26 protein-coding genes, 1 tRNA gene and 1 pseudogene are annotated in these 25576 nt (G+C 68.1%); 17 read left to right on the forward strand and 11 right to left on the reverse strand.

Annotation, left to right across the window (positions count from 1 at the left end):
- Positions 1–154: 154 nt before the first annotated feature.
- The 4 genes from ACFRAQ_RS05415 to ACFRAQ_RS05430 all read right to left on the reverse strand — a co-directional run bounded on the left by ACFRAQ_RS05415 (position 155) and on the right by ACFRAQ_RS05430 (position 5601).
- A complete protein-coding gene (locus ACFRAQ_RS05415) occupies positions 155–730 on the reverse strand; it encodes a hypothetical protein (protein ID WP_379094423.1) in 576 nt (191 codons plus the stop codon).
- 145 nt (positions 731–875) lie between these two features.
- Positions 876–2531 (reverse strand): acyl-CoA synthetase, encoded by a 1656-nt coding sequence (locus ACFRAQ_RS05420; protein WP_379094425.1) that lies wholly within the window; start codon positions 2529–2531, stop codon positions 876–878.
- A gap of 227 nt (positions 2532–2758) precedes the next feature.
- Positions 2759–4414 carry an acyl-CoA synthetase gene (locus tag ACFRAQ_RS05425; protein WP_379094427.1) on the reverse strand — a complete coding sequence of 552 codons (1656 nt, stop codon included), beginning with the start codon at positions 4412–4414 and terminating at the stop codon, positions 2759–2761.
- Positions 4415–4764: 350 nt separating this feature from the next.
- Positions 4765–5601 carry an SDR family NAD(P)-dependent oxidoreductase gene (locus ACFRAQ_RS05430; RefSeq protein ID WP_379094429.1) on the reverse strand — a complete coding sequence of 279 codons (837 nt, stop codon included), beginning with the start codon at positions 5599–5601 and terminating at the stop codon, positions 4765–4767.
- 99 nt (positions 5602–5700) lie between these two features.
- On the opposite strand from ACFRAQ_RS05430, the gene ACFRAQ_RS05435 reads away from it, so the two are divergent.
- Both ACFRAQ_RS05435 and ACFRAQ_RS05440 read left to right on the forward strand, forming a co-directional pair.
- Complete coding sequence (locus ACFRAQ_RS05435; protein ID WP_379094430.1) at positions 5701–6495, forward strand: LuxR C-terminal-related transcriptional regulator; 795 nt, start codon at positions 5701–5703, stop codon at positions 6493–6495.
- A gap of 173 nt (positions 6496–6668) precedes the next feature.
- On the forward strand, positions 6669–7475 hold the full coding sequence (locus tag ACFRAQ_RS05440; protein WP_379094432.1) for an SDR family oxidoreductase: 807 nt from the start codon (positions 6669–6671) through the stop codon (positions 7473–7475).
- A gap of 9 nt (positions 7476–7484) precedes the next feature.
- Here ACFRAQ_RS05440 and ACFRAQ_RS05445 read toward each other — a convergent pair whose 3' ends face one another.
- Positions 7485–8432: a serine hydrolase gene (locus ACFRAQ_RS05445; RefSeq protein ID WP_379094434.1), complete on the reverse strand. Its 948-nt coding sequence runs from the start codon at positions 8430–8432 to the stop codon at positions 7485–7487.
- Between the two features lie 220 nt (positions 8433–8652).
- Between ACFRAQ_RS05445 and ACFRAQ_RS05450 the strand changes: the two genes are divergently transcribed.
- The 3 genes from ACFRAQ_RS05450 to ACFRAQ_RS05460 are packed head-to-tail and all read left to right on the forward strand — an operon-like array spanning position 8653 to position 9935.
- Positions 8653–9174, forward strand: coding sequence for a hypothetical protein (locus ACFRAQ_RS05450; protein ID WP_379094436.1), 522 nt, complete (start codon positions 8653–8655; stop codon positions 9172–9174).
- 48 nt (positions 9175–9222) lie between these two features.
- Entirely contained in the window at positions 9223–9582 is a 360-nt protein-coding gene (locus ACFRAQ_RS05455; RefSeq protein ID WP_379094438.1) for a GNAT family N-acetyltransferase, read from the forward strand.
- Positions 9570–9935: a VOC family protein gene (locus ACFRAQ_RS05460; protein WP_379094440.1), complete on the forward strand. Its 366-nt coding sequence runs from the start codon at positions 9570–9572 to the stop codon at positions 9933–9935. The genes ACFRAQ_RS05455 and ACFRAQ_RS05460 overlap by 13 nt, the downstream gene beginning before the upstream one ends.
- Before the next feature lie 93 nt (positions 9936–10028).
- Here the strand turns inward: ACFRAQ_RS05460 and ACFRAQ_RS05465 are convergent, their stop codons facing one another.
- The 3 genes from ACFRAQ_RS05465 to ACFRAQ_RS05475 form a co-directional block, all read right to left on the reverse strand.
- Positions 10029–10547: an O-acetyl-ADP-ribose deacetylase gene (locus tag ACFRAQ_RS05465; RefSeq protein WP_379094442.1), complete on the reverse strand. Its 519-nt coding sequence runs from the start codon at positions 10545–10547 to the stop codon at positions 10029–10031.
- A gap of 147 nt (positions 10548–10694) precedes the next feature.
- On the reverse strand, positions 10695–11945 hold the full coding sequence (locus ACFRAQ_RS05470) for an acyl-CoA dehydrogenase family protein (RefSeq protein ID WP_379094444.1): 1251 nt from the start codon (positions 11943–11945) through the stop codon (positions 10695–10697).
- A 27-nt stretch (positions 11946–11972) separates the two neighbouring features.
- Positions 11973–13361 carry an acyl-CoA dehydrogenase family protein gene (locus ACFRAQ_RS05475; protein WP_379094446.1) on the reverse strand — a complete coding sequence of 463 codons (1389 nt, stop codon included), beginning with the start codon at positions 13359–13361 and terminating at the stop codon, positions 11973–11975.
- Between the two features lie 234 nt (positions 13362–13595).
- Between ACFRAQ_RS05475 and ACFRAQ_RS05480 the strand changes: the two genes are divergently transcribed.
- Complete coding sequence (locus ACFRAQ_RS05480) at positions 13596–13850, forward strand: hypothetical protein (protein ID WP_379094448.1); 255 nt, start codon at positions 13596–13598, stop codon at positions 13848–13850.
- Positions 13851–13962: 112 nt separating this feature from the next.
- Here the strand turns inward: ACFRAQ_RS05480 and hisN are convergent, their stop codons facing one another.
- Positions 13963–14748: a histidinol-phosphatase gene (hisN, locus tag ACFRAQ_RS05485; protein ID WP_379094450.1), complete on the reverse strand. Its 786-nt coding sequence runs from the start codon at positions 14746–14748 to the stop codon at positions 13963–13965.
- A gap of 109 nt (positions 14749–14857) precedes the next feature.
- The gene (locus tag ACFRAQ_RS05490; protein WP_379094452.1) at positions 14858–15454 is read right to left on the reverse strand and encodes an NADPH-dependent FMN reductase; all 597 of its coding nucleotides are present in this window, start codon (positions 15452–15454) and stop codon (positions 14858–14860) included.
- A gap of 145 nt (positions 15455–15599) precedes the next feature.
- Here ACFRAQ_RS05490 and ACFRAQ_RS05495 point away from each other — a divergent pair, with 145 nt between their 5' ends.
- From ACFRAQ_RS05495 to ACFRAQ_RS05540, 10 genes and pseudogenes are all read left to right on the forward strand, one after another.
- The gene (locus ACFRAQ_RS05495; RefSeq protein WP_379094454.1) at positions 15600–16457 is read left to right on the forward strand and encodes a helix-turn-helix transcriptional regulator; all 858 of its coding nucleotides are present in this window, start codon (positions 15600–15602) and stop codon (positions 16455–16457) included.
- A 169-nt stretch (positions 16458–16626) separates the two neighbouring features.
- Positions 16627–17745, forward strand: a complete 1119-nt coding sequence (gene prfB, locus ACFRAQ_RS05500) for a peptide chain release factor 2 (RefSeq protein WP_379094456.1) — start codon at positions 16627–16629, stop codon at positions 17743–17745.
- A gap of 137 nt (positions 17746–17882) precedes the next feature.
- Entirely contained in the window at positions 17883–18731 is an 849-nt protein-coding gene (locus ACFRAQ_RS05505) for a mechanosensitive ion channel family protein (protein WP_379094458.1), read from the forward strand.
- Positions 18709–18885, forward strand: a complete 177-nt coding sequence (locus ACFRAQ_RS05510; protein WP_379094460.1) for a hypothetical protein — start codon at positions 18709–18711, stop codon at positions 18883–18885. Before ACFRAQ_RS05505 ends, ACFRAQ_RS05510 begins: the two co-directional genes overlap by 23 nt.
- A 57-nt stretch (positions 18886–18942) precedes the next feature.
- Complete coding sequence (ftsE, locus tag ACFRAQ_RS05515) at positions 18943–19632, forward strand: cell division ATP-binding protein FtsE (RefSeq protein ID WP_379094462.1); 690 nt, start codon at positions 18943–18945, stop codon at positions 19630–19632.
- Positions 19632–20537: a permease-like cell division protein FtsX gene (ftsX, locus tag ACFRAQ_RS05520; protein ID WP_379094464.1), complete on the forward strand. Its 906-nt coding sequence runs from the start codon at positions 19632–19634 to the stop codon at positions 20535–20537. The genes ftsE and ftsX overlap by 1 nt, the downstream gene beginning before the upstream one ends.
- A gap of 84 nt (positions 20538–20621) precedes the next feature.
- Positions 20622–22466, forward strand: a pseudogene (gene recQ / locus ACFRAQ_RS05525) (DNA helicase RecQ); the annotation flags it as partial.
- A gap of 551 nt (positions 22467–23017) precedes the next feature.
- A complete protein-coding gene (locus ACFRAQ_RS05530; RefSeq protein WP_379094466.1) occupies positions 23018–23338 on the forward strand; it encodes a hypothetical protein in 321 nt (106 codons plus the stop codon).
- A 126-nt stretch (positions 23339–23464) separates the two neighbouring features.
- Positions 23465–23537 (forward strand) — tRNA-Glu (locus ACFRAQ_RS05535).
- A 363-nt stretch (positions 23538–23900) separates the two neighbouring features.
- Positions 23901–24578 (forward strand): slipin family protein, encoded by a 678-nt coding sequence (locus ACFRAQ_RS05540; protein WP_379094468.1) that lies wholly within the window; start codon positions 23901–23903, stop codon positions 24576–24578.
- A gap of 40 nt (positions 24579–24618) precedes the next feature.
- Here ACFRAQ_RS05540 and ACFRAQ_RS05545 read toward each other — a convergent pair whose 3' ends face one another.
- Positions 24619–24903 (reverse strand): putative quinol monooxygenase, encoded by a 285-nt coding sequence (locus ACFRAQ_RS05545; protein WP_379094470.1) that lies wholly within the window; start codon positions 24901–24903, stop codon positions 24619–24621.
- Between the two features lie 170 nt (positions 24904–25073).
- On the opposite strand from ACFRAQ_RS05545, the gene smpB reads away from it, so the two are divergent.
- Positions 25074–25550: an SsrA-binding protein SmpB gene (gene smpB, locus ACFRAQ_RS05550; RefSeq protein WP_040860814.1), complete on the forward strand. Its 477-nt coding sequence runs from the start codon at positions 25074–25076 to the stop codon at positions 25548–25550.
- Positions 25551–25576 lie beyond the last annotated feature (26 nt).

The raw sequence follows: 25576 nt of genomic DNA on the forward strand, positions 1-25576 counted from the left end.
GCTGGGTCGGCACCCATGACCCCCTCACGGCGCGCACGCGGCGCACAGCGGTCATGGGAGTGCCGGGACACGCAGACACCACCGCGACCGGTCGCGGGCGTACAGCGAAGTCACACGAACGCGAAAGTCCGTGTGCCCGGGTGAAAGTAAGGAATCAGCCTCGAACGAGCGCGGGCGGCCCGCGGGTACGTAAGACGTCGGCCGCGAAGATGCGCAGCACGACCAGATCCCGGTGCGCGATGGGCAGCCGCGGCGGCCCCGACAGCACCGGCAGTGCAATGGGCAGCGGCAGCACCCGGGCCAGCACCGTGGTGCCGATCCGATAGGCCGCCTCCGCGCCCAGAATGACCACCGCCGCCACACACGCGGCCGTGATGTGCGCGGCCAGCATGGCCGGACTCCACATCGAGGCGGTGTGATGCATGTGGTGCATGCTCCCCGGCGAACCCCACATCATGGCGAAGTGCCCGAGCAGCTGCCCGCCGATCAGCGCGAGCACCAGACCCGGAACGGTGGAGCGCAGCGCGTGCACGCTCGCCACCGCCGCGCCGACCGCGGCCGAGGCGGCGACCAGCAGCGTCAACGGCCCCGATTCCAGGGGCGCGGCCCCCGAGATCCAGCCGTGCGCGGCCATCGCGAGCGCCCCGGACACCGAACCGGCCGCCCCACCGCGCAACACCGCAGCATCACTGCGGAATTGCGCCGTACGGCGGCCGGATTGGAAACTCACGCGCTGATAATAGCGATCGCGGTTTTGCTCAGACGCTCGTGCCCCGCTGCCGGGCAGCGGGGCACGAAAAGAACTGGCTATGAGAGTCTTCCGCACCCGGTCGGGGCGCGGAAACCGCTGGTCCCGCGAACCTGCGGCGAAGATCCTAGTTCTCGGTGATCTCCATCTCGATGAGCGGCTTGCGCAGCAGTTTGCCGGTGGCGTTGCGCGGCAGCTCGTCGAGGAAGATGACCTCGCGCGGCACCTTGTACCGGGCCAGGTTCTCCTTCACGTAGTCCTTGATCTCCTGCACGTCGCGCTTGGAGTCGGGGCCGGGGACCACGATGGCGCGCAGCCGCTTGCCGAAGTCGCGGTCGTCGACGCCGACCACGGCGGCCTCGAGGATGTCGTGCCGGTTGGACAGCAGGTTCTCGACCTCCTGCGGGAAGACGTTCTCGCCGCCGGAGACGATCATGTCGTCGTCGCGGCCGTCGATGAACAGCAGCCCGTCGGTGTCGAAGTGGCCGACGTCGCCGGAGGACATCAGCCCGTCCACGTACTCCTTGGTGCGGCCGTCGGTGTACTGCTTGAACGAGTGCCCGTTCTCGATGAAGATCGTGCCGGTCACGTTCGGGGCGGTGACGCGCTTGCGGTTCTCGTCGTACAGCGCGACGCGAATACCGACCGGGGCCTTGCCCGCGGTGGTCGGGGCCTTGCGCAGCTCGCTCGGGGTGGCCACGGTCATGACCGCGCACTCGGTGGAGCCGTACACGTTGTAGAGGGTCTCGCCGAAGTAGTCGAGGGTGCGGGTGACGACGTCCGGCGGGATCGCCGAGCCGGCCGCGAAGATGACGCGCAGGGTCGCCTTCGGGTCGTACTTGGCGAGGGTCTCCTCCGGCAGGTCGAGGATGCGCTGCAGCATGGTCGGCACCACGGTCAGGCCCTGCGCCCGGTACTTCACCAGGTTGGCGAGGGTGGTCTCGGGGTCGAAGCGGCGCTGCTGGAACACCACCCGGTTGCCCAGCGCGATCGACAGCGTGAACTGCGACAGGCCGGTGGCGTGGAAGATCGGGGCGGCCATCACCACGGTGCTGTTGCGCGGCAACGGGATTCGATCCAGGAACTGGGCCGTGATGAACGGCGACACCTTGTCGCGCGGCGCGCCCTTGGGGGTGCCGGTGGTGCCCGAGGTCAGGATGACCATGCCGCCCGGCTTCTCCGGCGGCGCCAGCGGCGCGGTGGACTGACCGGCCGCGACCGACTCGATGGTCGGGATCGACGGGTCGGCATTGTCCTTCTCGTCGACCCAGGTCAGGATGCGCGGAATCTCGGCCGGGATGGCCGACATGAGGTCGAAGAACTCACTGTCGTGCAGCACCGCCTTGACCTTCTCGCGGACGGCCACATCGGTGAACTGCGGCTTGGCGAAGCCGGTGTTCATCAGCACCGCGCGCACGCCGAGCTTGCCGGCGGCGACCAGGCTCAGCACCATGCCGCGGTGGTCGCGGGCCAGCACGCCGATCACGTCGCCGGGGCCCAGGCCCTGCGCGACAAGGCCGCGGGCCAGCGCGGTCGACTGCTTGTCGAGTTGCTCGAAGGTGAGCTCGCCGCGCTCGTCGACGATGGCCGCGGACTTCGGATTGGTGTTGGCGGCGTGCACCACCGCGCCCGCGAAGGGGCCGAACTTCAACACGTTGATCGCCGAGCGCACCGCGTGATCGGGGCGCAGCGGATTGAACAGTCCCCCTCGGACCATCGCGTTGACGCTCAGTGCGGTATCGCCGGCCTTGCGTAGAACCGTGCCCGCCGATGGAAGTGACATGGGTACAACCTTCCGCGGTCCCCCTGCCGGACGAGTCCGCCGACGGACCACAACATCGAGATCCAGTGCGGTGCTAACCCTAGCAAGCACAGGCAGCGAGGATGTGGCCGAGGTCTCCGTTACTCGCGGTTACGAATAAACCTCGCAGCTCGTGGTGTGAATCCCAGGATTGCCACCGTGTCGCGGTGATCGGGACCGGGAAGGTGCGGGTCAGCGCCGCCCGTGATTCAGGCCGCGGGCGGCTCGTATTCGACCAGGACGCGGCGCAGCAGCTTGCCGGTCGCGTTGCGGGGCAGATCGTCGAGGAAGAAGACCTCGCGCGGCACCTTGTAGCGGGCCAGGTTCGCCTTCACATGCGCCTTGATCTCCTCGGCGTCGAGCTGCGCGCCCGGCTCGGGAACCACGAACGCCCGCAGCCGCTTGCCGAACTCGACATCGTCCACACCGACCACGGCCGCATCGAAGATGTCGGCCCGCTCCAGCAGCAGGTTCTCGACCTCCTGCGGGAAGACGTTCTCCCCGCCGGAGACGATCATGTCGTCGTCGCGGCCGTCGATGAACAGCAGTCCGCGGTCGTCGAAATGCCCGACGTCGCCGCTGGACATGTAGCCGTCGATGACCTCCTTCTTGCGGCCGTCGGTGTAGCCCTTGAACGGCGAACCGGAGCGGATGAAGACGCGGCCGGTGACATTCTTGGCCAGCACGCGGCGGCCGTCGTCGTCGAACAGCGCCACCTCGCAGGTGAGCGGGGCCTTTCCGGCGGTGCCCGGGGCCACGGTCAGATCCTCCGGCCGCGCCACCGACGCGATCGCGCACTCGGTGGAGCCGTAGAGGTTGTAGAGCACCGGGCCGAACACCTCGGCCGTGCGCGTCGACAGCTCCGGCGACAACGCGGACCCGGCCAGCACGATCCCCTTCAGTGAGGATGTGTCGTACTTCTGGCGAATCTCCTTGTCCAGCTCCACCATTCGATGCAGCATGGTCGGCACCGCCACCAGCATGTCCGCCTTGTGCTCGGCGATCAGGCGCAGTGTGCGCTCGGCGTCGAAGCGGCGGGCGGTCACCACCTTGTTGCCGAACGCGCACCCGGTCAGCCAGGTCGCGAAGCCGGTGGAATGGAAGATGGGGGAGACGATCACCATCGTGCCCCGATGCGGGAAGTCGATGCGGTCCACCATCTGCACGGTCGACAGCGGCCCGGTGCGGTCGCGCGGCGCGCCCTTGGGCAGGCCGGTGGTGCCGGAGGTGAGGATGATGAAGCCGCCCGGTTTCTTCGGCGCGGGCAGCGGTGTCTTCGCGTTGGATTCGATCAGCTCGTCCAGAGTCTTCGCGCCGGACGGTATTTCGGTGCCCTCGTCGATCCAGGTCAGGACGCGGGGCAGCTCCTCGGGCAGGGCGTCGAGCAGGCCGAGGAATTCGCTGTCGTGCAAGACGACTCGCACGTTCTCGCGCTCACACACCTGCGCGAACTGGGGTTTGGCGAAACCGGTGTTCATCAGTGCCAGCCGTGCCCCGAGTTTGCCCAGGGCGGCCATGGTGAGGATCAGTCCCCGGTGGTCGCGGGCCAGCACGCCCACCACGGTGCCGGGGCGGACGCCGTTGCGCTGCAGGCCGCGGGCCAGCGCGTTGGACTGCTGATCCAGCTCGCGGTAGGTGAGCTCACCCCGCTCGTCGGCCAGGGCGGGCAGATCCGGGAACATGCGGGCCGCCCGGCGCACCGCCGTCGCGGGCGGTCCGAAAACCCGTGCGTCCCTGAGTAATCGCACCGTCTCCACCGGATCGGACGGGTCGCTCAACCCCAATTCTCGCAACCGCCGCAGTCCCTTGAGCGCCTCACCGGTGTGCGCCATGCGTTGCCGAGTCGAATGCAGAACCGAGGCCATGCGGACCACCTCCGTTGACGAGACGCCCGCCGCCCACCCGACGACGGTAGCGCCACCGTAACAGGGGTATGTGACGCCGGTTACACATTTTCGGTCACATCGGGCATCGGTATGATTCGCGAAATTCTCCGAATTGTTAACCCTGCCGTCGCGCGGAGGTCACTCTCATCGCCCAGGCTGCGTGTTTCCCGCTCTCGAACTGATGAGGAACTCACATGGAACTTCTCGCCGTGCTTGCCAACATCGTCACCGCCATGGGCACCGGAAGTGCCGCGCTGACGGCGCTGTAGGCAGAACGCATGAAACAGCCCGCCGAGGGGACCGGCGGGCTGTTCGCGTTTCCGGGGTGCTCAGGCCTCGTCGAAGGCGGTGTTCAGACCGAGCGCCGCGGTGGCGTCGAGCTCCGCGGCGACGGTAGCCAGCTTGGCGCGGATCGCGCCCACGGCGTCCGGGCCCAAGGCCAGGCGCAGCGGGGCGTCCGGCTGACCGACCGAGGCCAGCACGGCGGCCGCGGCCTTGGCCGGATCGCCGGTCTGCTGCTGATCGGAGGCGGGCAGGCCATCGCGGATCACGCCGACCGTCCCGGCGTAGTCGGGAATGGACGAACCGAAAGTGAGGGCGGAGGGCCGGGCGAACCCGGTACGGAACTCACCCGGTTCGACGATCAGGACCTGGATGCCGAGCGGATTCACCTCGGCCGCCAGGGCTTCGCTGGCCAGCTCCAGCGCGCCCTTCGCGGCGCTGTACGCGCCGACGCCCGCGAAGGACATGAACCCGCCCATGCTGGTCAGCTGCACGATCGCGCCGGAGCGCCGCTCCCGCAACTGCGGCAGCACCAGCTGGGTCAGGCGCAGCGGGCCGAAGAACATGACCTCCATGGCATCGCGCAGATCGGCCTCGCTGGTCTCCTCGATCGCGCCGACGATGCCGTACCCGGCATTGTTGACCAGCACGTCGATCCGACCGGCCTCCTTGATCGCGCGCTCGGCGGCCTCGCCGTCGCGCACGTCCAAGGTCACCACCTGCACCTGATCCGGGTGTGCCGCAATGACTTCCGCCATCGTCTCGGGGCGGCGCACCGCGGCCACCACCTCGTCCCCGGCGGCCAGCACGGCCGCGGTGATGGCCGCGCCGAAACCACTGTTCGCGCCGGTGATCAGCCAGCGGCGGGGGTTCTGTGCACTCATTCCATTCCTTCGTCGCTGTGCCCCCGGCGAATTCACCCGGGGCGGTCGCGTCCAGTCTCGTGGCGCGCGGTATCGCCCGGTATGGCCCAAAGGTGGAAAATGGCTGGAGTGACTGGAGCCCTGCTCGATCCGCACCGCCGCCCCCGGCCGCTGCCCGACGGCGAACCGCTGACCGCCGAGGACCACCGGCGGCTGATCGGCGTGCTGGAAGCCGTCGATCGGGCCGTGGACCTGAGCGAGTTCCGCGAGCGGCTGGTGCTGGCCCTGCAGAGCTGGTTCGGTTTCGTCGGAGTCGCAGTGCTGCACGGGGATACGCTCGCCGAGGCGATCCGCGAGGGATGCGGCGTCCAGGGCGGATACACCCCGGAATTCATGGCCGACTACACCGAACGCTGGGCGGAGGTCGACCCGCTGCGCAACGCGCTGGTGCCCGACCTGCTGCGTGCCCGCGGCGTCATCCGGCTCAGCGAGGTGCCCGGGTCCGACGCGTTCCGCGCGGAGTTCCTGCGCCCCAACGGAATCACCGACAAGGCGGCCATGCTGGTCGACGGCGGACCCGCCGGGGTGCTGTGCGTGGGCATGGCGGTCGCGGAGTCGCCGAGCGTTCCCGAACGCGATGTGGCGCTGCTGCACGCGCTGCGGCGCCACCTCGCGCCGCTGGCCGGCGAACAACTCGCCCGCGACCGCGAACGGCGGGCCGCCACCGCGACCTGGCAGCTCACCCCGCGCGAATGGGAGGTCGCCGATCTGGCCGCGCGCGGGCTGACCAACCGGCAGATCGCCGAACGGCTGTTCATCGGTGTGGATACCGTGAAGAAACACCTCAGCCGGGTACTGGCCGAGACCGCCTGCACCAGCCGCACCCAACTGGCGGTCCGCTTCGCCGCCGCTTGACCGGACCGCGCGGTTCGACCGGTTCTCCGGCGCTGCGGTCGGTGACCCAGTGCCCGGGTGTCGGCGCGTGTCGGCGCCCGGCGTCTCGGCGTCTCGGCCCGAACCGGTCGCGAGCCTGCATCGAACCGCGTGAACCCGACCCCGGGGCGGGGGAATCGCCGCAGAATCAGGAGATGAGCGACCTCTTCGACTACTCCGGCCGGACGGTATTCGTGGCCGGTGGCACCAGCGGTATCAATCTCGGTGTGGCCCAGGCGTTCGCGCGGGCGGGGGCCTCGGTGGGGGTGCTGTCACGCTCACCGGACAAGGTGCGCGCCGCCGTCGACTCGATCGGGGAGAGCGGCGGCACCGTGCTCGGCTTCGCCGCGGACGTCCGCGACTACGAGGGGGTGGCGCAGGGGATCGCCGCCATCTGCGGGGAACTGGGGGAGCTGGACGTGCTGGTGTCCGGGGCGGCCGGGAACTTCCCCGCCGCGGCGGACACCATGTCGGCGGGCGCGTTCGCGGCGGTCGTGGACATCGATCTGAAAGGCACCTTCAATGTGCTGCGCGCCGGCCGCGAACATCTGCGCGCGCCCGGGGCGTCGGTCATCACCATCTCCGCGCCGCAGTCGACCATTCCGATGGCGATGCAGGCGCACGCGTGCGCGGCCAAGGCGGGCGTGGACATGCTCACCCGATGCGCGGCGCTCGAATGGGGGCATCACGGTATCCGGGTCAACGCGGTGGTGCCGGGGCCGATCGAGGACACCGAGGGCATGGCGCGGCTGGCGCCCACGCCCGCGATGGCCGATCTGGTGACCGGATCGGTGCCCATGGGCCGGTACGGCACCGCCCAGGAGATCGCCGACTGCTGCCTGTGGTTGGCCTCGCCCTACGCCGCCTACGTCAACGGCGCGATCATCCCCGTCGACGGCGGCTGGTCCCTGGGCGGCGCGTCCGAGGTGTTCACCGCCATGCGAAACATTTTGGCGGGCTGAGCTTCCCGATCAGTGCCCGCCCGCCGCGATCTTCTTCGGATCGATGAACGACTGCAACGGCGACAGATGCGTGTACGTGTCGAGCAACGACCGTCCCAGCGCGGCGTGCGCTTCCACCACCGGATTCGTGGCCCCGTAATTGTCGGCGTCGGGAGCCTGATCGGCGAAGAACGAGAACACCACCGACGGGGCTCCGGCCGCGTCGAACATCACGCCCGTGTCGTGCCGTTTGTCCTCGGACGCACCGTGTTTGGTGGCGAAACGGGCCCGCTCCTCCGACGACATGTTGCGCCGGACGCCGTCGGTGTAGCCGACCGACGTCCACGCCATGATCCGCAGCACCGCCTGCGTCGACTCCTGCGACAGCAATGTCCCCGAAGCCAGCCGATACAACAGGTCATTGTTCTCGCGCGCCGTGGTGACGCCCAGATAGAACCGGCTCTCCCCGGGCAGTGGCTCCACGCGAGTCTGCTTGAACCCCAGTCGATCCAGGGCCTCATTGACCTGATCCCCCGACACGAACCGCGACAGCAGTCGCACCGCGGTGTTGTCCGAGACCTGCAGCATGGTGGTCAGCAGATTAGCGACGGTCAGCTGATCCCCGAACGCGGCCTGATTCAAATACAGCCCGCTGCCCTCGGCGATGATATCGGCGTCCAGCGTCGTGGTGTCCGACAGCTTCACCCGCCCCGCGTCCACTTCCGTCATGAGCGCCGCCATCACCGCCAGCTTCTGCACGCTGGCGCCCTCGATCACGAAGTCGGCGTCCTCCTCGACGACCGGCACCGGCGTTCCCGAGCCCAGATCGGTCACCAGGCAATGCCAGCGGCCGCCGGCGACTCTGGTGATCGCCCGGTATTGCGCGTCGAACGCGGGCCCCGCGACCGGTACCCCGGCCCGGCCGACCGCCGCCGGTATCAACGCACCCGCCGTCAGCGCCCCTGCCCCCAATAGCATTCGCCTACTGAATCCACGCACCGCCGAAACCTATCCGCGCAGATCACATTTCGGCAACCGCCGCGCCGCGCCCGCGCCGCCGGTTTCCGCCATATCAACTGGTCACCCGACCGCTACCGGACCTCGAGAATTCCCTGTGATTCCCGGATTACCGGCAGTATCCTGATCCTGCCGCTTCGCCCGAGCGGCCACTGTGCGTGATCGACCAGGGGAGGCGCGCATGTCCGACCGGGCAGGCGTAGCGATCGCAGTAGCCGTCATCGGCGCGGCGGCCACCATCGGTGCGGCCTTGATAGCCGTCGGCGCCTTCGGCAACATCCATGTCGGTTCCGACAGCTCCGATCAACCCGCCACAGTCGTGGTGACCGCCAATGGCAATGGGAACGGAAATGTCAACGGCAACGGAACCGATTCGGGCAAACAGGATTCAAAGGGTCCAACCGCCGATCAAATGGCCTCCTTCATCCGCAGCTACTACGCCCAACTCCCGTCAGGCACGGAATCGGCCTGGACCCAGCTCTCCTCGTCGTACCAATCCCAGAGCGGCGGCTACTCCGGCTACACCAAATTCTGGTCCACCGTCACCACGGTCCAGGTCGGCTCCATCACCAACACCGACTATCGAACCAGCACCGCCACCCTCACCTACACCTACACCACCGGCAAAACCCAGGCCGAAAAACGGTGGCTCCGAGTCGAATACGTCAACTCCAAGCTCCAGATAACCGCCTCGGGAACCTGAACACGATCAACGGAAAACACCCCGGCGTGATAGAGCTCAGCCGCGTAGGTGGCGACCCCGGCCGTCGAACTGGACGAACTCATCGGGGACCGATCCGAGGCGGCCGCCGCCTCCGAAGCGGCCATCGAACCCTACCGACCCCAGGAGCCGGGATGGATGCTCGACACCGTCGCTGTCGCCCCCGAACATCAGGGCCGGGGACTGGGCAATGCCGTCCTCCGGCCAGGCATCGAAGAAGCCGCCCGCACAGGCTATCCGGCCTTCCTAGAAACCTCGAGCGAGGCCAACGTCCGCTTCTACCAACACCTGGGCTTCGAAGTCACCGCCGATATCGCGCTGGCCGACAACGGTTTGCGCACCTGGTGCATGCGCCGGGAACCGCATGAGGAGAGTCAATGCCGTCGGTAAGAACGATCCAAGTCACCTTCGACTGCGCGGACCCCGCGCGCCTCACCCGTTTCTGGTGCGAGGTACTGGGATACGAGCAGCAAGGATCAGCCTGCGTCGACCCCGCAGGCCTAGGCCCGCGCCTGTACTTCCAACATGTGCCCGAAGGCAAGGTCGTCAAGAACCGGCTGCATCTGGACGTGCGCGTCGGCACCGGTCTCGTGGGCGCGGAGCGCGTGGCCGCCCTGGAGGCCGAATGCGCAAGACTGGTCGCCCTCGGCGCGGTACGGCAGCGGCTGCTGCTCGCCGACGATGTCAATGAATCGTGCCTGGTCATGCAGGACATCGAAGGCAATGAGTTCTGCCTCGACTGAGTGGTAGCGAGCGCTGCGTCAGGCGTGTGGCAAGGGCCCGAGGTTCAGGGGTTCACGGTCTTTCGGGTCGGGCCTGTAAGCCGATCGCCACTGCTAACCCGATCGCTGTTGTGCGCTCACGAAGGCGTCGTGCGCGTCCTGGCTGAACAGTACGAATCGCACTTCCCGCACCGCGGTGTCGGCCGCTCGCACCGTCTCGATCGCGATCCGGGCGCCGTCATCGATCGGCCACCCGAAGATGCCGGTGGAGATGGCCGGAAACGCGACCGTCCGCGCACCCAATTCATCCGCCACCCGCAGTGATTCGCGATAACAGGACGCCAGCAGCTCCGATCGGTCGTCCTGCGCCGACCACACCGGCCCGACCGTGTGAATCACCCACCGCGCGGGCAGATTCCCACCGGTCGTAGCAACAGCCTTCCCGGTCGCCAGCCCCTTCCCATAGTGCGACGCCCGGAGTTCACGGCAAGCAGCCAGAATCGCCGGACCCCCCTTCCGATGAATGGCCCCATCAACACCCCCGCCCCCGAGCAGCGAAGAATTCGCCGCATTCACCACAGCATCAACCTCCTGCTCGGTGATATCCCCCCGAACCAGCACGAGTTCAACCATGGACCCATTGTCCCTCCCGATTGTCAGCACCCTGCCGAAGGCCCTCGTACTCAAACCGGGTAGACGTGGCGAGCGCCTCGCGTTGAAACGAGAAAACCGGTGCGGGCCATTTGCGTGGCGCGCACCGGTTTTTCGTTGTGCCGGAACTTACTTCAGCTTGTCGCTGCCCAGTCCGAGGACGCGGCGGGCGACGATGAGCTGCTGGATCTGCTGGGTGCCTTCGAAGATGTCGAGGATCTTCGAGTCGCGGCCCCACTTCTCCAGGAGGGTGCGCTGGGAGTAGCCCGTGGCGCCGGCCAGCTCGACGGCCTTCAGGGTGACATCCGTGCCCATGCGGCCGGCCTTGGCCTTGGACATGGAGGCCTCGAGGGAGTTGGGCTTCTTGTTGTCGGCCATCCACGCGGCGCGGAGGGAGAGGAGGTAGGCCGCTTCCCAATCCGCTTCCAGGCGGAGGAATTCCGCAGCGGCGGCGTGCTGGTTGTTGGCGGGGGTGTCGTAGGAGATCTCGACGCCCGCGTCGGTCAGCACCGTGCGGAGTTCCTCGAGGGCGGCGCGGCCGACGCCGACCGCCATGGCGGCAACGAGGGGGCGGGTGTTGTCGAACGTCTGCATGACGCCCGCGAAACCCTTCTCCACGTTGACTTCCGGGGAACCGAGGATGTTGTCCTTCGGGATGCGGCAGTCCTCGAAGCGGATCTCGGCGGTGTCGGACGCCTTGATGCCGAGCTTGTGCTCGAGGCGGGACACGGTGAGGCCCTTGGCGTCGCGGGGAACCACGAAGGACTTGATGGCGGCGCGGCCCAGGGACCGGTCCACCGACGCCCACACCACGATGTGGGTGGCGCGCGAACCCGCCGTCACGAAGATCTTGGTGCCGTTGAGGACCCACTCGTCACCGTCGAGAGTGGCGGTGGCGGTGACCGCCGCGGAGTCGGAGCCGAAGGACGGCTCGGTGATGGCCATGGCGGCCCACACCTTGCCGAAACGCGACAGCTGCTCGTCGGTGGCGACCGCGGCGATGGCGGCGTTGCCGAGACCCTGGTAGGGGATCGACAGCATCAGGCCGACGTCGCCCCAGGAGGTCTCGAGGGCGTTCATCAGCGCGGACATATTGCCGCCGTTGGTGTTTCCGAGCAGCTCCGTGGCGTGCGCGTCTTTGGAAGACCCAGCGCCCTCGGTGGACTCGCCCGCCTTACGGCCGCCGGTCGCGCCGGAGACGTCGGCGGAACCCGAGTCGGACAGGCCCTCGACCATCGCGGCCATGGTGTCCAGCTCGACCGGGTATTCGTGCTCGGCCAGGTCGTACTTGCGCGACGCGGGACGGAAGATCTCCTGCGCGACCTGGTGGGCCTGGTTGGCGCTGGCCCGCAGCTTCTTGGGGAGTTCGAGATTGATCATGAGTGGTCTCTCCGTTGAGAAGTCGGGTCAGAGGAGAACGACGCCCTCGGCGACGCCCACACCGCGCAGATCGCGGTACCAGCGCTCGACCGGGTGTTCCTTGGTGAAGCCGTGGCCGCCGAGCAGCTGCACGCCGTCGAGGCCGATCTGCATGCCCTTGTCGGTGGCCAGCTTCTTGGCCAGCGCGGCCTCGCGGGCGAAGGACAGGCCCTGCTCGGCGCGAGACGCACCCCGCAGCGTCACGAGACGAAGACCGTCCAGCTCGATCGCCATGTTCGCGACCATGAACGCGACCGCCTGCCGGTGCGCGATCGGCTCACCGAACGCCTCCCGCTCCTTCACGTACGGAATCACGTAGTCCAGGACGGCCTGACCGGTACCGATGGCCAGCGACGCCCAGCCCAGGCGAGCCAGCCGCACCGCGTCGGCGTACTCCTCGGCGCGCACCGCGCCCTCGGAGTCACCCAGCAGGGCGGTCGCGGGAACCGCGACATTGTTCAGGATCAGGCGACCCAGGCCCGCGGCCCGCATACCCATGCTCGGGTCCGCCTCGATCACCAGGCCCTCGGTGTCGGACTCGACGATGAAGAAGGTCGGACGGCCGTCCAGCTCGGCGGCGACGATGAACAGCTCGGCGTCACCGGCGGCCGGGACCAGGGTCTTCACACCGTTGAGGCGGAAACCGCTGGGGGAGCGGGTGGCCTTGGTCTTCAGCGCGAACGGGTCGAACAGCGCCTGCGGCTCGGCGATGACCACCGAGGACTGCGGCACGTTCTCGCCCGCGTACGCGCCCAGGTAGCTCTTCTGCTGCGCGTCGGTGCCCCACTGCGACAGCGCGACCGCGACACCGCTCGGCGCCAGGATCGGCAGCGCCAGGCCCATGTCGCCGTACGCCAGCGCCTCGGCGACCAGCGAGTTGGTGACCGCGCCGCGCTCGGAGGCCGCGCCCTCGAGCTCCTCGGGCACGTTGATCAGCGTGACGCCCAGCTCGGCGGCCCGCTCCAGCAGGTCGCGCGGCGCCTTGGCCGAGTTGTCGGCCTCGTACGCGGCCGGACGCAGGATCTCGCCGGCGAAGTCGCGCACCGTCTCGACGATCATCTGCTGCTCGTCGGTCGGGGTGAGGTCGAAGTAGTCCTTCTTGCGAGACTCGTTGGCGGGCAGACGCTTCGGAGCGCCACCGCCGGCGACCTTCTCGAACGCGCGGGTCGCGGCACCGAGGGTGCGGAATCCGGTCTTGGTGCCCTCGTAGGTGAGACGCTCGATCGGCTTGCGCAGGTTGTACTTCTCGGCCAGGTCGGACCCCGTGATGGTCGTCATGACCCGCATCGCCGCGCCCATCCAGTCACGTTTGACCGGGTTGAGGCCAACGGCGGACGTATCCCGCTTCGTTGCGGTGTCTCGAGTGCTCATAATCACCAAGTTTCTATCGAGGAGGTGGGTGATCCTGCCCAGCAATCTTACTCCTGAGTAAGACTATCTTACTTCAGAGTAAGAACTGTCGTCGAGTGTTGTCGAATCGCGAGGTCAGAGCCGTGGCTCGAACGTGCCTATGACATAACCCGGATCTAGTGAAACAAACACGCTTCAAACGAAGGCGAGCTGGGCTAAGGTGTCGGCGCATAACCCGATCCTGATGGAGGCTCGTACATAATGAAGATCGCGCTCGGAACGGTCGGCTTCGTCGCCGCCGGTCTCTTCCTCACCGCCCCCGCCGCGAATGCCGAAGTGCCGCTGCAGAACATCGACATCGGCATCACCGGCTCCAGCCTCGGCTCGAGCAACGGCCCCGGCTGTGGCAGCGGCGTGCTGAACACCGAGATCGGCCTGGGCTCGGTCGGTGTGGGCTCCTCCGCCCTCGGCGGCCCCTACATCGACGCCGGCTCGGTCTGCATCCCGCTGGGCTGAAACCCGTAGCAACGCAGCACGATAAGGCGTAGCCGCACCGGAAATTCAGGTGCAGCCACGCGCCCGGTGGCGGGACCGCAGCCCGCGCCGGGCAACCCCCGGAGAATTCGAATCAGGCCTGCAGTGCCGCCAGAACCTGGTCCTGCAGATGCGAATTGGTCGCCACCGCGCTGCCGCCGTGCGGCCCCGGATTGCCGTCGAGCGAGGTGAAGGTGCCGCCCGCCTCGCGAATCAGAATGTCGAGCGCGGCCATGTCCCACAGCGACAGTTCCGGCTCGGTGACGATGTCCACCGCACCCTCCGCCAGCAGCGCGTAACCGTAGAAGTCGCCATATCCGCGCACCCGCCACACCTCGTCGGTGAGCGCGATGAGCTTGGCGCGGCGGCCGATCGCCCGCCAGCCGGACAGGCTCGAGATCGCCAGGCTGGACGCCCCCAGCTCCGCCACCGCGGACACCGAGATCGCCTTGGGCTCACCCTTTTCGAAGGTGCTCCACGCGCCGTGCCCCGAAGCCGCCCACCAGCGCCGCGACAGGCCGGGCGCGCTCACCACGCCCACCACCGGCACGCCGTCCTCGAGCAGCGAGATGAGCGAGGCCCACACCGGCACGCCGCGCACGAAGTTCTTGGTCCCGTCGATCGGATCGATCACCCACTGCCGCCCGGTGAACTCGGCATCCCCGCCGAATTCCTCGCCGAGCACCAGATCGTCGGGCCGCTCGGCCGCGAGCACCTCCCGCACCATCCGCTCGACCGCCAGATCCGCGTCCGACACCGGCGTCAGATCCGGTTTCGAATCGATCTTCAAGTCGAGCGCCCCGAACCGCTCACGGGTGATCACATCGGCCGCGTCGGCCAGCCTCAGCGCGAGTTCCAGGTCAGCGGAGTATCCGGTCACCCCGAGCACGTTAGTCCTCCCCCGTTAACACCGGGTGTCCCGCGTCCCGAACGACGGATGGCACACCGGTGAGCGGAGATTTGCTCGCTCCGGGTGTGCCATCGGCAGGTCAGGCCGGGACAGCGGCCCGCCGGGCGGCGCCGAGGGCCGTTGCCCACCAGTGCAGCTGAGTCAGCAGACGGTCGGCGGCCTCCTCGTACTCGGCGGGCTCGAGCAGTGCGCCCGACTGGTCGAACAGCAGGTAGTAGCGGGAGAAGGAGAGATAATCCTTCACCGTGTGGGCGTTCAACTCGTTGAACACCGCGCGCAGACCCTCGATCGCCAGCAGTCCGCCGGATTTGCCGCTGTAGCCGACGAATCCCACCGTCTTGCGATCCCATTCGGCGACATGCCAGTCGATAGCCGTCTTGAGCGACGACGGGAAGCTGCGGTTGATGTCGGGCGTGACGACCACGAACGCGTCCGCCGCCGCCAGCCGCGCCGCCAGCTCGTCGCCCTTGCCGGGGCGGGCCGGATCGGGGTCCATCGCCAGCGGGATCGCGGGCAGTTCGTGCGGCAGGTCGTAGTCGGCCAGATCGATCACATCCACCTCGAACGCGCCGTGGACGCGGGCCCGCGCGGCGAACCAGTCGGCCACCACCGGTCCGAAGCGTCCTTCCCGGACGCTGCCGATGATCACCGCGAGGCGCAGGGGTGTGCTGGTCATGATGGTCTCCTTCGGGGATCCGGTGCGGCCGGTCGGCCGCTCGGGATCAACTCTGCGAGTTCGCAAGACCGGTAGGGAGACCACGCTGAGGGTGGTAGTGGCAGGGACACCCTCAGCGGCCGCCCCGGTTGTTACCGTCGAAAACGTGAGTGAGAACGAGCTGGGACTGTTCCTGCGCCTGCGCCGCGAGGCCGTCACACCCGCCGAGGTGGGCCTGCCGACCGGTCCCCGGCGGCGCACGCCGGGACTGCGCCGGGCCGAATTGGCCACGCTCGCGGGTGTTTCCGTGGAATACCTGACCCGGCTCGAGCAGGGCCGCGACCGGCATCCGTCCTCACCGGTGCTGATCGCGCTGGCCGACGCGCTCCGACTGACTCCCGCGCAGCGCGTGCACCTGCTCGGTTTCGCGAAGGCGGGGGATCCGAACTTCAACTGCCGCGGCGCTTCCGGGCCCAACCGCCGCATCCGCCCGGCCGTGCAGGCCATGCTGGATCAGCTCGAACCCGCGCCCGCCGCCGTGATGAACCGCCTCACCGAGATCCTCGCCGTGACCGACGGCTACCGCGCCCTGTTCGGACCGATCGGCATGCTCGACGACGGACTGCCCGGCAACTACGCCCGCTATGTGCTGTCCGACCCGCGCGCCCGGGAGTTCTATCCCGACTGGGAGCACAAGGCGGACAAGGTGGTCGCCACCCTCAAACAGGGTCCGGGCCGCGCCGACCCGCACGTGAACGCACTGTTCGAGGAGCTCGCCGAAACGCTCGGCCCCGAATTCACCGATCGGCTCGACACCATCCCCGGCCTGCCCGACACCAATGGCGTCGGCCGCCTCGAACACCCCGAGGCCGGGTCGCTGCGCCTGGCCTACGAGACCCTGCACTTCTCCGCGGACGACGACCAGACCCTCATCGTCTATCTCCCCGCCGATGACGCCACCGCGACCGCCGTGGACCGCCTCGTCGGCCGTCGCCCCGGCGGTCTGCGCGCCGTCGCGGGATGACGGGTTCCCGCTCGATCGAGAGGTGACAACTGATTTCGTAGTGGTCGGGGTAACGCACCGGGTGTGCCCGGAATCGGGTCGGCTCTCGACCACCGGCCCGGGTGCATGGGTGGCTACGGCACTCAGCTGTCCGCTGAAGGCGCGGGGAGGCGGTGTAGTTTGGGATCTTGTGCATCCTGACGTCTCCGCTGATCTGGCCGAACTCGACACCACTCTGAAGACCATCGAGTCGGTGCTCGATATCGACGAGCTGGCTCGCCGCATCGACGAGCTGGAACACCAGGCGGCCGATCCGGAGCTGTGGAACAACCAGGAGCACGCGCAGAGCGTGACCAGTGAGTTGTCGCACGCCCAGGCCGAACTGCGGCGGGTGCGCGACCTGCGGCAGCGGCTCGAGGACCTGCCGGTGCTCTACGAACTCGCGGAGGCCGAGGAGGGCGCGGACCAGGTCGCGGCGCTGGCCGACGCCGACGCCGAGCGGGCCGGCCTGCACGTCGACGTCGAGGCGATGGAAGTCCGGACGCTGCTCTCGGGCGAATACGACAAGCGTGAGGCGCTGGTCAACATTCGTTCCGGCGCGGGTGGCGTGGACGCCGCGGACTGGGCGCAGATGCTGATGCGCATGTACGTGCGCTGGGCCGAGGGACACAAGTACCCGGTCGAGATCTACGACACCTCCTACGCGGAAGAGGCGGGCATCAAGTCGGCGACCTTCGCGGTGAAGGTGCCCTACGCGTACGGCACGTTGTCGGTCGAAATGGGTACGCACCGACTGGTCCGTATCAGCCCGTTCGACAACCAGGGCCGCCGCCAGACCTCCTTCGCCGAGGTCGAGGTGCTGCCCGTCGTCGAGACCACCGACCACATCGAGATCCCCGAGGGTGAGGTCCGCGTCGACGTGTACCGCTCCTCGGGCCCGGGCGGCCAGTCGGTCAACACCACCGACTCCGCGGTCCGCCTGACCCACATCCCGACCGGCATCGTGGTCACCTGCCAGAACGAGAAGTCGCAGCTGCAGAACAAGATCTCGGCCATGCGCGTGCTGCAGGCCAAGCTGCTCGAGCGCAAGCGGCAGGAAGAACGCGCCCAGATGGACGCGCTCAAGACCAACGAGGGCGCGTCCTGGGGCAACCAGATGCGCTCCTACGTGCTGCACCCCTACCAGATGGTCAAGGATCTGCGCACCAACTACGAGGTCAACAACCCCTCCGCCGTGCTCGACGGCGACATCGATGCTTTCATCGAAGCCGGAATTCGTTGGCGCATGCGGGAGCAGTCGGCGAATTAGGCCGAGCCGCCGTTTCCTCGGGTGTTCGCGGCCCGCCCCGGTCTGGACTGACGGAGTGGGGGAGCGAAGCGGAGGAGCGGAGGAGGGAAGACCGGGGTTACGAGGGCCGCGAACCGCCGGAGCGGAGCGGAGGCAAATTGGACACAGAGTTCGGAAATTGGCTGCGGTCCAGCGGTCTGGAGATCGTGCTGCTCATCGTGGGCACCATGCTGTTCAGCCGGGCCGCGAACTACGTGCGGGACCGGATCACCCGGCGCATCGACGCCGGATTCCGCAGCAGTGACTCGCTGGTGCGGTCGGAGGCGTCCAAGCACCGGCACGCGCTGGCCCAGGTGATCACCTGGGTGGTGCTGTCCATCGTCTACTTCCTGGTCTCGCTGGAAGTGCTGCGGCGCTTGGGCTTCGAGCTGGGCGGACTGGTCGCCCCGGCGGCGGTGCTGGGCGCGGCACTGGGTTTCGGCGCGCAGCGCATCGTGCAGGATCTGCTCGCGGGGTTCTTCCTCATCACCGAAAGGCAGTACGGCTTCGGCGATGTCGTGCGGATCGCGGTCAGCGGGAACTCCTCGGAGGCCGAGGGTACGGTGGAGGACGTCACGCTGCGCATCACCACCTTGCGCAGCGCGGACGGCGAAGTGGTCATCGTTCCCAACGGTCAGATCGTGAAAGTGACCAACCTGTCCAAGGATTGGGCGCGCGCCGCCATCGATGTGCCGGTGCCCGCCACCTCCGACATCAACAAGGTCAACGAAGTCCTGCGCGATGTCGGGGCCAAGGCGTTCTCCGATCGCAAGTTGAAGGCCCTGCTGCTGGACGAACCCAGCGTGATGGGTGTCGAAGATCTCACCGTCAATCAGATGAACATCAAGATGGTGGCCCGGACGCTCCCGGGCAAACAGTTCGAAGTCGGGCGCGAGCTCCGTGTGCGGGTGGCCGCGGCACTGCGCCGGGAGGGTATGAGTGTCGGTGTCGATCAAGCGAATCCGTAAGTCCACCGCGATCCTGATGGCCGTGTGGGTCGCCACCTTCGCGCTCTACGTGGTCGTCAAGCCCGCCGGACACGAGCCCAAGAGCACCCCGCCGATCGTGAACACCGTGCTCAGCAACTATCTGCCAAACACATCGGAGCACACGCAGCGCTGACCCCGCACCCGCGCGGTGTAGTCGGCCGCGCGGTCGTGCTGGCTACACTGGCTCCCCGTGATAACCCTGCGCAACGTCACCAAGTCGTATCAGACCTCGACGCGGCCGGCGCTGGACAATGTCTCCGTCGATATCGGAAAAGGCGAGTTCGTCTTCGTTATCGGGCCCTCGGGCTCCGGAAAGTCCACGTTCATGCGGCTGCTGTTGAAGGACGAGAAACCGACCACCGGTGAGGTGTGGGTCGCCGACTTCCGGGTCGACCGGCTGCCGGGGCGCAAGGTTCCCAAGCTGCGCCAGCGCATCGGGTGCGTCTTCCAGGACTTCCGGCTACTGCAGCAGAAGACGGTGGAACAGAATGTCGCGTTCGCGCTGGAGGTGATCGGCAAATCGCGAGCATTCATCAATCGGTCGGTGCCCGAGGCGCTCGACATGGTGGGACTCGCGGGCAAGGCCGACCGGCTGCCCGGTGAACTGTCCGGTGGTGAGCAGCAGCGCGTCGCGCTCGCCCGCGCCTTCGTGAACCGGCCGCTGGTGCTGCTGGCGGACGAACCGACCGGCAACCTCGACCCGGAGACCAGTCAGGACATCATGATGCTGCTCGAACGCATCAACCGCACCGGAACCACGGTGGTCATGGCGACCCACGACAACACCATCGTCGACGCCATGCGCCGGCGCGTGGTCGAACTCGATCGCGGACGCATCGTGCGCGACGACGAGATGGGCGTCTACGGGGTGGGCCGATAATGCGCGCGGGATTCCTGTTCAGCGAGGTCTTCACCGGCCTGCGCCGCAACGTCACCATGACCATCGCCATGATCCTCACCACCGCGGTGTCGCTGACCATGCTCGGCGGCGGTCTGCTCGCGGTCCGGATGGCGGACAAGATCCAGGACTACTACGTCCAGCGCGTGGAGATCCGGCTGTACCTCGACGACCAGGTGTCGAAGACCGACCCGGACTGCACCGGACAGCCGTGCGCCTCGCTCATGGCGGATCTGAAGAAGCACGACTATGTGGCGAACGTGCAGTTCATCAATAGCGTGGACGCGGTGAAGGAGGTCAAGGAGACCACCTTCAAGGATCAGCCGGGACTCGCCGACGAGGTGAGCAAGGACGGACTGCCCGCCTCGTTCCGGGTGAAGCTCGACGACGTCACCAAGTACCGGTCCATCTACGACGACTTCTCCAAGCGGCCCGGCGTCATGACCGTGCTCAATGACATGGACATCGTGGACCGGCTGGTCAGCTTCTTCGTCGGATTGCGCAATGCCGCCTTCGGATTGGCGGCGCTCCAGGCCCTCGCCGCCTTGATGCTGATCGCCAATATGGTGCAGGTCGCGGCGCTGGCCCGGCGGACCGAGGTCGGCATCATGCGGCTGGTCGGCGCCACCCGCTGGTACACGCAGCTGCCGTTCCTGCTGGAAGCCGTGCTGGCGGCGTTGGTGGGATCGGTGCTGGCCGTGGGTGGTCTGTTCGTGGCGCAGCCGCTGGTGATCAACCGGGCCCTGGGGTCGCTGTTCAACGATCAGGTGCTGCCGCGGATCACCGGCGACGACATCGCGGCCGTGGCGATGGTCGTCACACCGATCGGTATCGGATTCGCCGCTCTCACCGCGTATGTCGCCTTGCGGTACTACGTGCGCGAGTGACGGGGTGCGAAGTTCTCGAGCGGGCACCGGTCGTCGGAGGGTGTCCGTAGGATTGCCGTCGTGAGTGCGCCGGAGGTCGAGACCATTGACGGGAACCTGGGTGATGCCGGAAGTGATCCGGCACACCAGGTTTTGCGGAAGACGTTCGGGTACGACAATTTTCGCGGGCCGCAGCGGGAGATCGTCGAACAGGTGATCTCCGGCGGCGACGCCCTGGTGCTCATGCCCACCGGTGGCGGCAAGTCGCTGTGCTATCAGATCCCGGCGCTGGTGCGGCCGGGCGTCGGCGTGGTCATCTCGCCGCTCATCGCCCTCATGCAGGACCAGGTCGACGCGCTCACCGCGGTCGGCGTGCGGGCCGGGTTCCTGAACTCCACACAGTTCCCCGACGAACGGCGCACGGTCGAGGCGCAATTCGTGGCGGGGGAGCTGGACGTGCTCTACCTCGCGCCCGAGCGGCTGCGGCTGGAGTCCACCGCCCAGCTGCTGGACAGGGGCAAGATCTCGGTCTTCGCCATCGACGAGGCGCACTGTGTGTCGCAGTGGGGCCACGACTTCCGGCCCGACTATCTGGGCCTGTCCATGCTGCACGAGCGCTGGCCGGACGTGCCGCGCATCGCGCTCACCGCCACCGCCACCGAGGCCACCCGCAAGGAGATCGCCGAACGGCTGGACCTGCTCGAGGGGCGCGGGGCCAAGCACTTCGTGGCCAGCTTCGACCGGCCCAATATCCAGTACCGGATCGAGGGCAAGAACCGGGCCGAGCATCAGCTGCTGTCGTTCATCCAGAACGAGCACGCCGGCGACGCGGGCATCGTCTACTGCCTGTCCCGCAATTCGGTGGAGAAGACCGCGGCGTTCCTGACCGCCAACGGCGTGGAAGCGGTGCCGTATCACGCCGGCCTGGACAATCGGACCCGCGCGACCAACCAGTCGCGGTTCCTGCGCGAGGACGGCCTGGTCGTGGTCGCGACCATCGCCTTCGGTATGGGTATCGACAAGCCGGACGTGCGGTTCGTCGCCCACCTGGACCTGCCCAAATCGGTGGAGGGCTACTACCAGGAGACCGGCCGCGCCGGACGTGACGGGCAGCCGTCCACCGCGTGGATGGTGTACGGCCTCAGCGACGTTGTGCAGCAACGCAAGATGATCGACTCCTCCGACGGCGACGCCATGCACCGCCGTCAGCTGCAGCTGCACCTGGAGGCCATGCTCGCGTTGTGCGAGACCGTCCAGTGCCGCCGGGTCCAGCTGCTCGCCTACTTCGGCCAGCGGGGGGAGCGCTGCGGCAACTGCGACACCTGCCTCAATGCGCCCGAGGCGTGGGACGGCACCGTGCCCGCGCAGAAGGTGCTCTCCACCGTGCTGCGGCTCAAGCGGGAACGCGGGCAGAGCTTCGGCGCGGGGCACATCGTGGACATCCTGATCGGCAAGCGCAATCCCAAGGTGGAGCAGCACGCCCATCACGAGCTGAAGGTCTTCGGCATCGGAACCGAGCTGCGCGATATCGAATGGCGCGGGGTGATCCGCCAGCTGCTGGCGCAGGGGCTGCTCGCCGTGCACGGCGACTACGGGGTCCTGACGCTCACCGAGTCCAGCAACCAGGTGCTGTTCGAGAAGCGCGAGGTCATGCTCCGCCGCGAGCCCGAACGCGGCAAGGCCGCCCGAACCTCCAAGCCCGCCAAGGGTTCCCGCCTCGCCGCGGGCGACCTCAGCAAGTCCGACACCGACCTGTTCGAGAAGCTGCGCGCCTGGCGTGCCGCCACCGCCAAGGAACAGGGCGTGCCCGCCTACGTCGTCTTCCACGACGCGACGCTGCGCGATATCGCCACCCGCAAGCCCGCCTCGCAGTCCGACCTCGCGGGTATCTCCGGCATCGGCGAGAACAAGCGCGCGAAGTACGGCGAAGGCGTGCTCGAGGTGATCGCCGCGGCGGGCGGCTCCGTCGATGGGGGCGGCTCTCCGGCGGTCGGTGGCTCCGTGATCGCAGGCGGTGCGGCGGTCGCCGGTGGCTCTGTGACCGCCGGTGATTCTGCGGTCGCCCGCGGCTCCTCGGATGCGGGTGGTTCAGGGGCCACCGCGAGCCCACGGCGCGAATCAGCGAGTCCCGCACCGACTTCCGGGTCCGCGTCCGCCGGCTCGGCGGTCTCGGCACCGACTTCGGGGTCCAGGTTCGGGGCGACCGAGGGGCCTTCGACGGCTGCCCCCGGAGCGCGGCGCGGCACGCGCTCCGCCACGCGGTCCACTGCGGGCCGCGGGTCGAGCTCCGCCGCGTCGGCACCTGGCTCCGCCGCGTCGGCATCTCGCTCCGCTGACCCGGGAGCCCGCTCCGCCAGACCCGCACCTGGATTCGCCGCGCAGGCGAGCGGCTTTGCCGCGGCCGACGACATTCCCTGGCCCGACGAGGCGCCACCGGAATTCGACGATCTGCCGCCGGACTACCAGTAGAGCTGCGAACTATCGATCGAACGGTGGCTGCCATGACAACCGACATGCCGCAGGTCGCGGCCGAAATCCTGGCCCGCCTGCGGGATGCCGGGTTCCCGGCCGAGGGGTCGCGGAACCGGCAGGTGCTCGCCCTGGCCGAGGAGACGGGCGAGTTCGTCGGGGCGTACCGCCGCTGGTCCGGACAGGCCCGCCGCACAGGCACATTCGAGGAGATGCGGGCCGAGCTCGCGGACGTCGTCATCTGCGCGTGGCTGACCGCCGCGGAGCTGGGTATCGATCTCGACGCCGCGATCGCGGACAAGCTCGCGGTGATCTTCGATCGCGGCTGGCGCGACGAGGTCCCGGAGAGCTGATCGCGGCGTCCACTCTGGCGGGTCCTGGGGCCCTCCGCAAGCCCGTCAACAGGCGATTTGGTTGCTGGGCGGCGGCAGGATAAGCTTTCGGAGCTGCCGCGGTCCACGGATCGCAGCGAGCGACCTGGTCCCGTCGTCTAGCGGCCTAGGACGCCGCCCTCTCAAGGCGGTAGCGCGGGTTCAAATCCCGTCGGGACTACTGTGAAAGGCCCTTCAGTGAAGACTGAAGGGCCTTTTCGCATTTCACGGCCGCCGTTCCCGCGCCCGGAAAATCGTTGGCGCGCAGCGCGATGCGCTGGCTACCGTTGATCTCGGCCGCTACCAAGGGGCGCACCGGAATCTCCGGACCGCGTTCTCCGCATCGGGGGTGGCTATTTCCTGGTGACGCAGATTCCATCTGCCGAGGTTCGACTCCTTGACGTGATGCGCCCTGACCGGTCGTGGGCGGTATCGCGGCTCTGCGAGCTCTCCGTCCCCGGACGGGGGAGGCTCCCGCCGCGTGCCGTGATCGGTCAGGGCGTGTCCGGTCGTGCCCGATGCCAAGCGAGGGAAGGAGATTGGGATGTTCACGAAGACGATGTTCACGAAGACGTATGCGACTGTCATGGATTGGCAGCGCACCCTGCTGTACCGCGACGGTGTCCTGGAGCGGACGCTGGAGCCGGGCCGCCACCGCTACGACGAGAAGCGCTGCAAGCTCGTCACCGTCGATATGCGCCCGCGGACACTCCAGGTCGGCGGCCAGGAGCTGCTGACCTCGGACGGCCTGTCGCTGCGCGTCAGCTTCGCCGCGGACTGGTCAATCACTGATCCGGTGGCGTTCACGGTCGCGGCGCAGAACGCCGAGGTGGTCCTGTACGGCGCGGTCCAGGAGGTCGCGCGCGACCTGGTGGCGGCGCACACCCTCGACGAGCTGGTCGCCGAGCGCGCGCTGCTCGGTTCCGGGACGGCGACGGTCGCGGCCGCGGTCGAGCGGCTCGGCATCCGGGTCGACACCGTACGCGCCAAGGACCTCATGCTGCCGGGTGAGCTCCGCAAGGCCGCCCTCGAGACGGTCCTGGCCCGTGAGCGCGGTCGCGCCGAGCTGGAGCGGGCCCGCGCCGAGGCGGCCGTACTGCGGTCGCTGGCCAACACGGCCAAGCTGCTCACCGACAACCCGGTGCTGCTGCGCCTGCGCACCCTGCAGGTCGCGGCGTCGCCGGGCGCGAAGGTCGTGCTCGACTCGCGCGAGAACGTCTGAGGTTCCCGGCCGGAACGGTGTGTTCTGGCCGGGATCCGCCTCAGGCCAGCGCGGAGGTGTGGTTCTGTTCCCAGACCTGGATGTGCGGCCCGAACTCGCTGAGGAAGGCCCGCACGTGCGGGGTCGAGCCGTGATCGTCGAGGGCTTGGCGGGAATCCCAGTGCTCGAAGCACAGGAACAGCGACGGGTCGTCGTTGTCGCGGTAGAACTCGTAGGTGTGGCAGCCGGGCTCGGCCAGGGTGGGTGCGGTGAGCGTCAGCATGGCCTGCGCGACCTGGTCGGCGGCGGCGGGATCGACCTTGATTCGGATGAAAGCCGTATGCACGGAGGTCCTTTCGAGGAGAGTCGCTGTGAACTGGCTCACGCCAGCACCGGTTTCATGATTAACACCGGGCCGCCCGGTCCGGACTGGGCGCGTCCCGGCCAGCGGAACCCGGCCGGACCATCCGTAAGCTGGTTGGGAATTCCGACCGGCGACGGGACGATAGAGGAGACATGAAGGAAAAGGGGCGCAAGGTCATCGCCAGCAACAAGAAGGCGAGGCACAACTACGCGATCCTCGAGACGTTCGAGGCCGGCGTGGCGCTGGTCGGCACGGAGGTGAAGAGCCTGCGTGAGGGCAAGGCCTCGCTGGTCGACGCCTACGCCTCCATCGACGACGGCGAGGTGTGGCTGCGCGGCCTGCACGTGCCCGAGTACGGTCACGGCACCTGGACCAACCACGCCCCGCGTCGCACCCGCAAGCTGCTGCTGCACCGTCGCGAGATCGACAAGCTGCTCGGCAAGACCAAGGAGTCCAGCCTCACCCTGGTCCCGCTGTCCATGTACTTCTCCGACGGCAAGGTCAAGGTCGAACTGGCTCTCGCCAAGGGTAAGCAGGACTACGACAAGCGCCAGGACCTGGCCCGACGCGACGCCGAACGCGAGGTCACCCGCGAACTCGGCCGCCGCATCAAGGGCATGCGCGGCTGACCCGTCCGCCCGCGCGTTAATGGAAT

It is taken from the genome of Nocardia sp. NPDC056611 (assembly GCF_042792755.1).
Taxonomy (GTDB): domain Bacteria; phylum Actinomycetota; class Actinomycetes; order Mycobacteriales; family Mycobacteriaceae; genus Nocardia.